The sequence below is a fragment of the Mycolicibacterium austroafricanum genome (assembly GCF_000612725.1).
Lineage (GTDB): Bacteria > Actinomycetota > Actinomycetes > Mycobacteriales > Mycobacteriaceae > Mycobacterium > Mycobacterium austroafricanum.
Map to the genome: position 1 here is coordinate 179,663 of NZ_HG964451.1, position 12,635 is coordinate 192,297.

The window sequence follows — 12,635 nt, forward strand, 5'->3', positions numbered from 1 at the left end:
CGACGTGACATCCTCCGTGCCTCTCGCAGGACTTTTGTGCACCATGTTCGAAAACAACAGAGTAGTGGCCCTAAACCCGTTTATCTCTTTGGAACTGGCCCATCGCTACAGCTAGCTAACGAGCGCTCTTTTGACGACGGAATCGTCGTGGTCTGCAACACGATTGTTCGGGATCCAGAGCTTTGGCACCACCTTTCCCCAGCTTTTCTCACCGCAGGGGATGCGATCTATCATTTCGGACACACTCCGCACGCCCTCGCCTTTCGTAGGGATGCTTTGCGGCGACTACTAGAATCGAATGGCCGCACAGTGTTCGTGTATCCGGCTATGTTCGATGTGGTCGTCCGCTCTGAATTTCGGGACGTCGAGTCGCTCTTGGCACCAGTCCCTTGGGGCGAGCACACAGACATCTCAGTGGATCTTACGAAGCAGTTCGGTCTTCCCCGGCTGGGAAATGTCCTGAACAACGCACTGCTTCCGTTGGGTTGCACATTAAGCAGCGATGTCCGACTGTGGGGGTTCGACGGACGTGCGCCCAGTGACACCGGCTTCTGGGCGAACTCAGACCGCCACACTTACCCGGAACTCATGCAATCGATACGCGATGCACACCCGGCGTTCTTTTCCGACCTCGTGCCCGCTGGCGATGAGGTCCGGTATGTAAAACAAGTCCACGGCGACTTGTTGGACGACCGCTTACGCGACGCAGAGAACCGCGGTTTTCAGTTCCGGATGCTGCACAAATCATGGACTCCCACGCTGCAGAAACGGTACTCCGATCTGCCAACCGATCGAGGTTAAGTGCGGCCTGCGTCAAACGCCTGGCACCTGATTCGCGGAATCATCGCGGCATCGAGTTTCCTTGCGCCTGTAAGTCGTCATCGGCCTTTGCGGCACCGCCATCAGCGGCACTCCCATCCCATTGACACGCAACTCCAACGAGAACTACTAGCAGCCAAAAACTCTCCTGCGCCGCTCCCGGCGCTATTGCCACCTCTGTCATGCCACATAATAGTAGAACCGCGAGCGCGACAATAGCACTGATGCCCAGATAGCCCCAAGCAATTCGACGCCTAGATAATCTTACACTCGTCCAATATATGGCAATTACAAGGAGAAGCCAGCCCAAAACTCCGCCATCGAACAACTGTTGCAGGAAAGAATTGTGCACGTATGCAAGTTCGGGATTTCTTACGATTGACGCAATCCATTCGCGGTAGGTGAGCGAAGCGCCTGATTTATACTGACCATTCACCCCGAACCCAACCAAAATACTCGAAAGATCGCTCACCCATTCGAGCCAGAAGCTGATCGAACGATCCCAGATGTAATCCCGACCATTCAGGGATCCGATCAATTCAGCGTCATACTTCCGCCCCGGAATCAACGACATAAGCGGTCCTACGATAAACTGAATAGAGCCAATTATAGCCGGCAGGACAAAAGCAGAAACTGCCGCTAATAGGGTTGCTACCTGCGCAATCCAGCGCGTAATTAGCGGAAAGCACGCCACCGCAGCCGCTAGTACAAAAGCGATAGCCATTGGAACTCGAGTGCCCGCCCCGAGCAATACGAACACGGCAGCCAGCAGGAAGATCAGCCGAACGGTACGGCGCGGCCAGCCAGCTTCACGTAGCAGGAAGAGCGAAGAAGCTATATACACCGCAGCGATAATCGGCGGAATATTGATCGACCATGACAGCGGAAATACGGTTCGAACGAACCCAGTAGATTCGACCAAGCCGCCGATGCGGTTGCTTGCAGTAGGGGACTGCATACCCGCCGCATATAGCAAGACGTTCGCGAACAAATATAATCCGCATCCGTCGATTAAGGAGCCAATGATTCTACGGGCGTCGGTAGTCATTACCAGGCGCACTACGATCGTCGCCACCAGCACAAGCGTAAGCAAGGGCCCGATGTTCGCGGGCCGACTGTAGACAATCGCTAAGGCTAGGCCGAATAACAATAGTGGGCCAGCCTGCAGGCGGAACCTACCATCCGGCTTTCGCAGAAAAGCGACCGCGGCCAAAAGGCCCGTGATGACCACTGATGCTCCCGCACCGAACGTGCGTATCCCGATCACAGTCGGCAGGAGTATCACAATCCAATCCGGACGGACAGCGTCCGCTCGGTGAAGCATAAGATGGTGCTGCCCGGCTCCGGTCGTCGCGGCCATTATCTTATGCTCGTGTCGATCGACCGTCGTAATCCAGCTGCTGCTTCTAACGCAGTCGAGAGCACGACCGCACGTAATCCCCCCTTGTCGCAGCTCACAATCATTCGCTTACCTCCCCCGTGATGTCAACGACCCTAATCGTTATGGGCCAGGCATGGTTGAAAAGCCCCGACCTCATCCAGACCTTTTCCGTGCCGCGAGGACCACCGCACCTAGTACGAATAGGAGACAACCCCCTGTCAATATCCACGCCAGCGCCGAACCCAACGGCGACGCTAGCGCGGCCACGCTACAGGCCAGACCTGCCGCACCGAGGGCGACCTGCGGCCAGTGTCTGAGCCACGAACTCCAAGCAATATCCAGCTTGAGTACGTAGACAACCATCATTGCAACAGCGGCCATCGCGACATATCCAGCCGCGGTTGCGTATGCGACGCCGGCCGCGCCAAATCTATCGCCGAGAACGAGAATCCAGACGAAGATGAGGATCGCTCCCGCGCCGGACGCGAGCCAACTGTACTTAGGAAGTCCAGCTGTTTGAGTCAGGTAGTTCATCGGTATGAGGTAGAGCCCGTAAGCGGCTTGACCGACCAACAGCACACCTGTCAGGAAAAATGAAGGCCAGTACGGCTCTGCGAAGACCCACCGACCAGCGGCGGCTATCCCAGCAGCAACTATCGCGGGTATGACAAAGGCCGCAGTCAATTGCCAACCAACTGGCGCCATTGTTTCACTAGTCGGCGCTCTGAACGTCTCACGGGAAAACCGGGGAAGAACAGCCCGGTTGATCTCCGCAAGAATGAGACTCGCGACCGATGCGAGACTCAACCCAAACGATAGGAGACCGACCTGATCGAGGGACGACACCGCAGCCATCGCGGGCCGACTGAGCGAATTGAGTGCCCAAATTGATGCGGTGTGGGGAATTAGCGGAAATGTGAACCTTATCGTCGTCCGAACATGTTCGGAGGTAACTCGGGCATGGGGCAAGCGAACTAGTGAAATGGCCAGTGCTGCAGACAAAGCCGCGCTGAACAGGTCAGAAAGAGCCCACCCCAACACACCCAAATGCAGCGCAACAACCAGGACTAACTTGGATACAGCGGTCGCCAGTACAAACGTTGACGAAAGCCACACGAACCGGCGGAGATCCTCCCGGGCCTGTACGACCCATAGCGCAAATGTCGCCATCGCAGGTTGGAAGCCGATCGCGAGAAGCTCTATACCCCAGATGGAGCCCGCCACACCGAGAAATTCAGGCACTAGCAATGCAGCCGCCGTAGCCGCTAGCCCGACGCCAACCGGCAGCAGGAAATAGCAGTAGCTGCCAGCCACGCGAAGCAGAGCAGGACCATTGCCGTCGCTTCGAGCCGCAGCACGAATAACCAGTTGGATGAGCGGAGCGGCGATCACTGCAGTAACAAGCATCGACGCTGCAGTGAGCATCGACGCTGCACCGAACTCTTCGGGACTCATCGCGTGCGAAATGAATGGGAGGACCAGCAGCGAAATAGCTCGCTGTAGGCCAGCGAGCAGAACATAAGTGACCGCGGCTCTACCGGTGGTTCCCAGTCGAGCCACGACTATCCCACCCGCGAGTGAAGGCTGTTGCGCTGCCCCGCTAATTCAGCCATGTACTAGCCACCTATTCGGACCCGAGACGTGCAGTCGCTCCACCGTCGACGACCAGCACGGCACCGGTGACGAATCGGGCGTCATCACCAATCAAGAAGGACACCGCCCCCGCGACATCACTTGGCTCCCCGATACGCCGCAGCGCCGTGCGCTGGCGTAGAACTTCTCTGCGTGCCTCAGCTGATTCCGTGCCCCAGCGCGCGAACCCCTCACGAAGCTTCGCGGTGTCAATGGCTCCCGGTGCGACGGCGTTTACGCGGATGTATGGGCCCAGATCCAACGCCGCTGATCGCACCCACCCCTCCAGCCCTGCCTTTGTCGTTGCGTAGGCAGTGACGCCACCAGTCGTGGCACGCCCATGCACACTACTCACCACCACAACTGAGCCGTCGTTAGACGCTAGGCCTTCCCGCGTGCCGGAAACCAATGCATCGGCTGCGATGACATTGACCCGAAATGCATCTACCCACTCGGCGAACGATGTCTCGCCCGCGCCGGCGATCGGCTGGGTCGCGGCGTTATGCACGACCGCCTTCAGCTCATAGTCGCTGGCCAGCTTTCGACCCAACTCGACAAGTTGGTCGGACTCACGCAGATCGCATCTTAGGTCCACGTCAGCTTCATCGGCAGCGTAGCGGTCGATGCCGATCGCAAGATAACCATCATCGCGCAAGCGCTTACACAACGCCGCCCCGACACCTCCCGCAGCTCCCGTCACGATGACCGCGCCAGTCACCTGGCGAGCTCTTCAATCAGAAACTCGACGGCGGTGTTGCTCGCACGCACGACACCCTCACGCGTGTTCGACGCATTATGCGCTCCAAGAACAACATTCGGCAGCGCTCTTAGTTGACTATCGAGAGGAAGCGGCTCGACTTCGAACACGTCGAGGGCAGCGCCCGCAAGTCTGCCGTTTTTCAGAGCGTCGATCAGATCGGCTTCGAGTACGACCGGACCCCTTGCAACGTTCACGATATAGGCGTCTTGGCTCACCAAGGCTAAGGTGTCGGCGTCGATCAGATGGTGCGTCTCCGACGTAAGCGGACACGCCAGGACGATGAATCGACTAGTGGACAACAGCGTATCCAAGTCGACCATCGACGCACCTGCGGGTTCAACGTCAACGAATGGATCAAACGCGACCACGTCCATACCGAATCCTGATCCGCGCTTAGCAATCTCACGTCCGATGGCGCCGAAGCCCACAATCCCCAGTCGGGCACCAGCCAGCGTCAGGCCCTCGACCTTCGGCCAATCGCCGCGGCGAACGGCGGCGTCAACCTCGATGAAGCCCCGCACGAGGTTCAGGATGTATCCGAACGCCGCGTCAGCGACCTCATAGCCGAAAACGCCTGGTGTATTTCGTACCGTTACTCCCCGTTCGCGCGCAGCGTCGTGGTCTACGGAGTCCATTCCGATACCCCATCGGATCACTGTTTTCAACCGCGTTGCGCCCTCGAAGAACTCCCGGCTTAGTTCATCGTCGCCCGCGACAATGCCCACCAGACGACTGCCGTACTCGAGGAGTTCGGCGGCGGTAAACTGCTGGCGCCCACCGAGTTCCGGAGCAACCACCTCATATCCGAGGCTTTCGATACGTTTGCGGTGGCGCGGAAGCTCGACCTGCATCTGTCGACACGTCACCAATATCAGCGGCGGACTCATATGCCGATCCCACTGCGCTCGGCGATCGCGGCGGCTAACGAGAAGTCGTCCTCGACATCGATGTCCACCGCCTCTAGAGCCGCCATTTCGATCATCAACGGACGTGCACCAATCCTGTTGCCGCGCTGGCGAAGCAACTCGGGCGTGAAGATGAAGAAGCACGAGTTCTCGATGAACAGGGGCTGCAGATCCTGTGTCCGAAGCAGCACTGAAGGATCGTGATTGACCGGTCGTGTCTCGGCGTCCCAGAGACGAGCCTGCAGACGCGTGACGCTGAAAACTGAGTCGAACTCGCGATCAGGCTTACTGAACAGCCGAAGAGCCGAAGAGACGGTTTCAGCTCTGAGGAACGGATTGGTTGAGTGCGTCTGGAGGACAACTTCGGCCTCGACTTGGTCAAGGGTATTGAGTAACACATCATTCATTGCAATGGCGCCGTCTCGAAGGTGCTCCGGGCGCAGGAGCACCTGCACTGAGGGGAAGTTCTCGGCGCAATCATCAATAATGAAATCGCTATCTGTGTCGATGACGACGACGTCTATTTCGGCTACCGAGTCCAGCATGGTGACGACGTGGTGATACAGCGGTTTTCCGGCCAGCAATCGGTAGTTCTTGCCGGGTACACGCTCACTATTGTGACGCATGGGGACGATCGCGACGGTGCGGCTCATTGCTCTCTACTTGCTACTTGTGAGTAATCGAGATGTCTTCGGAATAAACGATTTTTCGACCGGGCGCTGGCGGCAATTCGTAGCTCTTTGAATCGGCTGGATAGTAAAAGCGTTCGAGCAACCGAGCCGACAGGTTGTTGGGCTGCCGGAATCCTTCCCACGCCCCGATGAACTGCGCAGAACGGAAGAGCGGAATTCCTAACACGTTGCCGCGAAGTCGCTTCGCCTTCGTGGCGTCAACGTAATCACCGACGATGTTCGATACGGCGAGCCCTATGGCCTTCGGCAGGGACATCTCCGACCCCTCAACGATGCGCGCGTAGGCAATGGCCTCTCTGCGATATCTATTTCGGGTAACGCTCCAAGTCTCTTCATGAACGTGAACGACGGGAGCATCTGCGACATACGCGATTCGGTGGCCCTTGTCGATAGCCTTTTGTGCAAAGTCGAGATCCTCCAGACCGGTAAGCGACTCGTCATATGGCGAGTCCTCCCACACCGACTTAAGTACCGCGGCGTTGGCGTTGTTACTAAAAGGGTGACCCTGATCCCAGATGTTGTCAGTGGGAAACCACTTCAGCATCACCCGCGATTCAGAAAATTTCGTTCGTTCATCGCCCACTTGCCGACCATAGGCAATCGCTACGCCTTCCCGGTCAAATGCGCTGACGATGTGCTCGACATACGTGTCGTACACGGGGTAGACGTGCGCGGACGCGAAGAGTAAAACATCCCCCCGCGCTGCGGCGCAGCCGAGGTTCAGCGCTCTGCCGAACGAGAACTCGTCTTTCCCGATACGCACGATTGTGCAACCGGCCGCCTCGGCAATAGCCACGGTGTCATCGGTAGAGCCCGAGTCGACCAAAATGACCTCGTCGAGCTTGACAGTTTGCTCCTCAAGCCCCTTCAGTAACCGACCGATGTGCCGGCCTTCGTTATACGCCCTAATAACGGCCGATACCTGGCGCCGAGGATCGATCTCACTCACTGTTCGTGGATCCATCCAGCGTCCAAAGACCGCTCACCATGAGTGGTGCGCATAAACTCGTCTCCCCATATCCACCCAGATCCGGACAATACCGGAGACAGGAACTCATCGCACTCCGACGGGGACAAATCAGGCCAGTGGCAACGATATTATCTCGACCACTTCAATCGACCCCGCCACAACTTAATCGGTTGCTCGTCTCCGCCTTCTACCAGCATGCTGCGCGTCCGTCCCAGCTGACTTCGACACATTTGCATCGGAAGGCGCAGAGTCCAGCGCGGCTAGACCGCTTCGAACTGACCGTTGCGGACCGTCGGTGCCGTAATAACTGTAGTTGTAGCTGTAAGATGAGCTCCCCCGCGTCGGCACCATCGTGAACACCGCGCCGAGCAGCGGCGCCCCCACACCTTCGAGATTGCCTACCGCATGCGTCAGCTGTTCACGTTTGGTCTGCCCAAATCGGGCCATGATGAGTACGCCATCAGCACCCGCAGCCAAGATTGCCGCATCCGTAACTGCAAGGAGTGGGGTCGAATCCACGATTACGTAGTCGAACTGAGCACGCAGCTCGCTAAGCAACTTGCGCGCCGACAACGAACCGAGCAACTCACTTGGATTGGGCGGTATCGCTCCCGAGGTAAGAACTGTCAGCCCGGGGAAGCGGGTCTTCTGTAGGGCTTCCTCAAGGGCAGCTCCGCCGCTCAACACAGTGCTGAAACCGACAGCACCGACGAGGTCGAGGTACTTGTGCAACGTTGGACGACGCATATCCCCGTCTACAAGAACGACGTTGTGTTCGGCTTCTGCGAGCGCCAACGCGATGTTTATCGCCGTCGTAGATTTACCCTCACTTGGCATAGAGCTGGTGACAACAATGACCCGTGGGGGGTTATCGACCGCGAGAAATTGCAGGTTGGTTCGAAGTTTACGAAAAGCTTCAGCAATTCCCGAGTTGTCCCGATCAAATGAGATTGCGGCCTGCTTTCGCCGATCCTTGTCTAGTGGGACGCTGCCGACAATTCCAGCACCAGTGATCTCTTCGAGAACCTCTCGGTCCTTCACGGTGTTATCGAGCATATCGCGAAGAATTGCAAAGCCAGTCCCTAACAGCGCACCCAACAATAGACCGATCGCAATATTACGTGCGGTCTTAGGGATTATAGGTTCGTCAGGTATGGACGCACGCTGCTCAACAATTACCCGCGCATCGGGGGCTGCGCCGTTCTCGGGAGTCTCGAGTTCCCGCACCATCGCAACGAACTCGTCGGAAAGGGTATTGGCGATATCACGGGCGCGAACGGGTGACGGATCAAGTACGTCAACGTTTATCAAGACCGTATCGAGTTTAGCGCTCGCTTTGACATTTTCTTGCAGTTCCTCGGCATCCATGTCGAGGCCGAGTTTGTCAATCGTTCGCTGAGCGAGCGTTTGACCCATGAGCAGCTCCGAGTACGAGATGACGCGCTCTTGGGAGAAACGGTTGCCCTGGTATATCTCAGAGACCGAGGACCCAGCTGTGGTACTCACAAAGAGCCTTGTTGATGCCTCGTAAAGCGGGGTCGTTAGCAAAGTGATGGCTATGGCTCCAAGCGCTCCGACCAGAACCGTCACGCAGACAGTGATCCATCGAGCGCGCAGCAGTTTTAGGAAGTCCTGCAAGTTCAAAGCCACTCCTCCACTGCTGATTGCTTCGGCTCCTGTGCCGCTCCTTTATCCGATGTGATGTCCCAGCTCACTAAGAGCATTCGGGCACCGATACTACGGGAACAACGTTGTCCACCAAGGGTTGTATAGGAACACGCGCCGCCCCCGGGACTGTCGGTTCGGACATCCGGAAACTCAGCTCACCGGATTGGCCTGGCGGTATGAGTACTTGGACTTCGTAGGTGGGGTGTCCCCGCTCGGTGCCGTCAAACACCGGTACTCGTTCTCCATTCGCGAGGACGCTCACCATCGATGCATTTGCCGTAGCAAGTAGCTTGACCGATGAAACCATAGTCCCCTTGGGCACTTCGAAGGGAACGTCGCGATTTATCCCCGCCAGTCCTGCGACGAAATCTGGCAGAGGAGTCTCCGGTGCCAGCGTGTTCTTCAATCGCACCGTAACCGTCGACATCCGCGTGTCTCCGCTGCATCCGTCAGCCACGTACTCAATCTCGCGCTCGAGGTAGTAATCCATCTTGTTACCGCCCAGATTGTTAATTACCACCCCCGCGTACGGAGCAGCGTTATCAGGAACAATATGCGCAAGCGGAGATTTCTCGAGCAGCTCTTGGTCCACGGCACTCACACTCCAGACCGCAATCCTGCGTTCGCTGACCGCCTTGCCAAGCGCATCCAGTAGGGCCCGCGGCGACTCTATCGGCCCCGTCATCTTAGTGACCACTTGCTGAGCGATGTCTTGAAGGTATTTCTTACGAGCGGGCTGATCTTCAGGGTCGCGTGGAAACCTGATGTAAGCGGTCGATTCCGTCAATTCGACGATGTTGTCTTTAGTGATAACTTCACCATCAGGCATCGTGATGGGGCCAACAGCCCCCAGGATATAACTAAGCGCGATGGGATCGATCGCGACAACGCCGTCGACATTCATCCCCGACTGTTGTGCCCACATCGACTTCCATATCTCCGCCGCGTAAGGAAAATGCGAGCTCAGGTTGCTGTTGCGATAGTCGGTGGTTGCATTGGTGAACCCATAAGCCTGCCGAAACTCTGGCCCTAAATCGAGAACTGTGAACTGCTTGTCAAGTTCTGTATTTGGGCCGAGTTCATCGACCACGGGAACGCCGTTATCGAACCGCAAAATTCCGAAGCCGCCCAACAAGCCTCCTGTGCCACGGGCTTCGGCGTTGGTCTGGAATCCCATGAAGTATGTTCGCGGACCGTCAGCACCCATCATCGAAGGTACGAGGCGTGCGGCAAGTGCGGTGTTTTCCAGGAGCCCGGCGATGTCAGAAGTTTGTTCCTGCAGTTGCGACCGCGCATCGCCCAGAATCGAAATGTACCCTGGGTCCGATATGGCGTTTGCCTCGGAGTTCAGCCGAGCCGCATCCTCAGACAGCTTGCTCAGCTGTGGTTCCTCGCTACGGAGGAGTTGCACATCGACGCGCCCATTCGCATATAGCCGATCCGGTGAGATCGAGACACCAACATCTGTCGAAGGTTTCAGCACGTCGGTCGCCAAACCGAGGACAACGTCGGATATCTGCTGTCCGGTCTTGAAGGGGCTGCCCAACCACGGAAGAACCGAAGCGACGCTCCACGGCACCGAACGCGTCGCGTCCCGAGCCGCCTCGGCATGGTGCTGTGCGTCGTCAGCGAACCGCGATGCGTCCTCGGTGTTCCCCTCAAGCAGCGCATCTTTGGCCTGCTGGGCGCTGTCGCGCGCTTGCTCCAAACTTGACTTTGCGTCGAAGGCCCGAACCCCTAGCCACAAGCCAAACGCGCCGACAACGACGAGCAAAACCACCGCGGTCCACATGGCTCCGTGCCTATGGTGGAGCCAGCGATGCCGCTGCGCGTCCTCGGCTCCCAACAGTTCAGCATCGTCATCGCCGCTCGGCTCATCCCCGGACGGACGTCGCGAAAACTTATTCACTCAGTAGATTCCCGTGGTAGGCGGATCCTCGAACATGGCGTCAATACGCAGGTGGGACTGCCATTGTAGGCAGTCCCACCTAGCGAAAGCGCAAGAACGGAGGATCAGCAGCCTCGGCTGATCGTGGCGCTGAAGGTGCCGTAGGGCCCGATCACCGCGCTGATACCGAAGATGCACGCCTGGAAGTTGAGCTGCCCGAGCCAGCCGAACCATTGCTTGATGAAGCCGGGGATCAGCGCCGCGGTGTTGAATTGGAAGATGGTGGTCCGCTCCGGCGCGCCTTCGCGGTCCGCGGGCCCAAACCAGACCCAGCCGGCCTGCTGCGCGATGGATGCCGCACCCAAGGCGGGTGCGGCTGCGATGTTGGCCAGCTCAGACATTGCCGGCGCGGCGGGCGCTGTCAGCGCGATGTCCGCGTTGGCGGCCACTGCCGGCGTCAGCGCCGCGGCGGTTGCGATGGCGGTGGCCGCGGTGGCGACCTGGAACTTGGTGCTCACGCTCGACAGTTTTGCGGCAACAGTAGACATGTCCCCCTCATTTCCCTCCGGTTGAGTTAGCTGAAAATATGTCAGACTCCGGGGGGCCTGTCAACCGAAACGCGGATTGTTGCGAAACAAACTTCCGCACCCGCGAAAACAGGCTGCGACCTGCGCGTCTCCTGAATTGGCAGCCCCGCGCCGAAAGCAGCTTGCGACGAACTTTCGGCGCACCTCTATTGGCCGCATTTGGGGGCGGCTCGCGTATTTGCTGGCATCGCAGTTGTTTTATCTTTTCTCAGGATCGACTGCTTGCGATGGGAACTTCCACGGTGGCTAGCAGCGCACGGTGATCGGTGCCATCGATGTCGACGGACCGGATCGAGGTCACGTTCGCCTGACGTGTCAGTACGTGGTCGATGGTGATCACCGGGGGGAGTACCGTGTCCGACGGAAAGGTTGGCGTGAAGCCCTCGCCGGTGTGTTGGACGGCGTCGCGATACCCGTCCGCGATGAGATCGCGGAACTGTCGCATGTCGGGTGTGCTGTTGAAATCACCCGCGGCGATCACCGCACCTTGCCCGACGGCCTCCGCTAGGCCTGCCAATCGAGACTTGGTTGCCGTTACCCCGTTTCGCCAGCTCGCGAAGGATCCCATCGGCGAGGTGATGTGGACGCTGGCCACCGCGGGGTCGATCGACACTCCCGGAATGTGCGCCCGTGCCGCAACCATGCCCGAGTTCCAGTACCGCGTCGGCGACAGCGGGGTGAGCGGGAAGCGGCTCCAGATCCCGTTCCCGCCGGCATTCGGGGCGGGAAACAGAATGGAATGCGGAAATACCTCGCCGATGCCGGCGCTGTAGAACCGCTGAACGGCTTCGGCGGTCAGCTCCGTCACCGTGATGACATCCGCGCTGTTCCTAGCCAGTTCCACAAATTTCGCAGGATCGGCCCGCCCGTAGCGGAGATTCGCCGACAACACCCGCACATCCACGTGCTCAGCAGCTCCGCCGCCCGGTCGCCCGCCGTAATACCAGTGCATCTGCACCGCGACGCTGGCCGCGGTCACCACCACCGCGACGATCGACAGCACCATCAGCCGATTCAGCACCGCCACCACCAAGCCGAGCAGCGCCACCAGCACGACGTACGGCGAACCGACAGCGATGACCAAGGCAAGGTTGTTGGGCAGCGGCAGCGCGCGGATGACGAGCGTGGCTACCGCGAAGCCCAGCGCGACGATGACCAGCACGGCGCGGAATCTGCGGGAACGCACCCGGTGCCTGCCGGACAAGATAAGGCGAGCCCTCCCCTACGTTGCCCCCGCAACTCACCGCAGGCTACCAACGTCGGCCACGTCGCGACGGCCGCCGGCAGACTTTCTAAGGGACTAGTAAGGGCCACCCGCGACACCTCGAGTCGA

At 58.6% G+C, this 12,635-nt stretch carries 10 protein-coding genes; all 10 read right to left on the minus strand.

The features are described 5' to 3' along the window. Window positions 1-841: 841 nt before the first annotated feature. The 10 genes from BN976_RS33160 to BN976_RS07560 all read right to left on the minus strand — a co-directional run bounded on the left by BN976_RS33160 (window position 842) and on the right by BN976_RS07560 (window position 12,356). Complete coding sequence (locus BN976_RS33160) at window positions 842-1,894, minus strand: O-antigen ligase family protein (RefSeq protein ID WP_158498011.1); 1,053 nt, start codon at window positions 1,892-1,894, stop codon at window positions 842-844. A gap of 459 nt (window positions 1,895-2,353) precedes the next feature. Beyond that, a complete protein-coding gene (locus BN976_RS32500; RefSeq protein WP_158498012.1) occupies window positions 2,354-3,760 on the minus strand; it encodes a lipopolysaccharide biosynthesis protein in 1,407 nt (468 codons plus the stop codon). 64 nt (window positions 3,761-3,824) lie between these two features. Continuing rightward, window positions 3,825-4,550: an SDR family NAD(P)-dependent oxidoreductase gene (locus BN976_RS07525; RefSeq protein WP_036369643.1), complete on the minus strand. Its 726-nt coding sequence runs from the start codon at window positions 4,548-4,550 to the stop codon at window positions 3,825-3,827. Next, window positions 4,547-5,443, minus strand: coding sequence for a phosphoglycerate dehydrogenase (locus BN976_RS07530; RefSeq protein WP_235622002.1), 897 nt, complete (start codon window positions 5,441-5,443; stop codon window positions 4,547-4,549). Before BN976_RS07530 ends, BN976_RS07525 begins: the two co-directional genes overlap by 4 nt. 32 nt (window positions 5,444-5,475) lie before the next feature. Further along, window positions 5,476-6,150, minus strand: coding sequence for an acylneuraminate cytidylyltransferase family protein (locus BN976_RS07535; protein WP_036369655.1), 675 nt, complete (start codon window positions 6,148-6,150; stop codon window positions 5,476-5,478). Between the two features lie 13 nt (window positions 6,151-6,163). Continuing rightward, the gene (locus tag BN976_RS07540; protein ID WP_036369658.1) at window positions 6,164-7,138 is read right to left on the minus strand and encodes a glycosyltransferase family 2 protein; all 975 of its coding nucleotides are present in this window, start codon (window positions 7,136-7,138) and stop codon (window positions 6,164-6,166) included. 183 nt (window positions 7,139-7,321) lie between these two features. Next, entirely contained in the window at window positions 7,322-8,803 is a 1,482-nt protein-coding gene (locus BN976_RS07545; protein WP_036370406.1) for a tyrosine-protein kinase domain-containing protein, read from the minus strand. 70 nt (window positions 8,804-8,873) lie between these two features. Next, a complete protein-coding gene (locus BN976_RS07550) occupies window positions 8,874-10,619 on the minus strand; it encodes a DUF4012 domain-containing protein (protein WP_036369659.1) in 1,746 nt (581 codons plus the stop codon). Between the two features lie 221 nt (window positions 10,620-10,840). Further along, complete coding sequence (locus tag BN976_RS07555) at window positions 10,841-11,233, minus strand: hypothetical protein (RefSeq protein WP_235622003.1); 393 nt, start codon at window positions 11,231-11,233, stop codon at window positions 10,841-10,843. A gap of 277 nt (window positions 11,234-11,510) precedes the next feature. Next, complete coding sequence (locus BN976_RS07560; protein WP_235622004.1) at window positions 11,511-12,356, minus strand: endonuclease/exonuclease/phosphatase family protein; 846 nt, start codon at window positions 12,354-12,356, stop codon at window positions 11,511-11,513. Window positions 12,357-12,635 lie beyond the last annotated feature (279 nt).

Excerpts from the sequence above, each read along its gene's own strand:
- BN976_RS07550 (WP_036369659.1), bottom strand. The coding sequence starts at position 10,619 with ATGTGGACCGCGGTGGTTTTGCTCGTCGTTGTCGGCGCGTTTGGCTTG.
- BN976_RS07530 (WP_235622002.1), bottom strand. The coding sequence starts at position 5,443 with ATGCAGGTCGAGCTTCCGCGCCACCGCAAACGTATCGAAAGCCTCGGA.
- BN976_RS07535 (WP_036369655.1), bottom strand. The coding sequence starts at position 6,150 with ATGAGCCGCACCGTCGCGATCGTCCCCATGCGTCACAATAGTGAGCGT.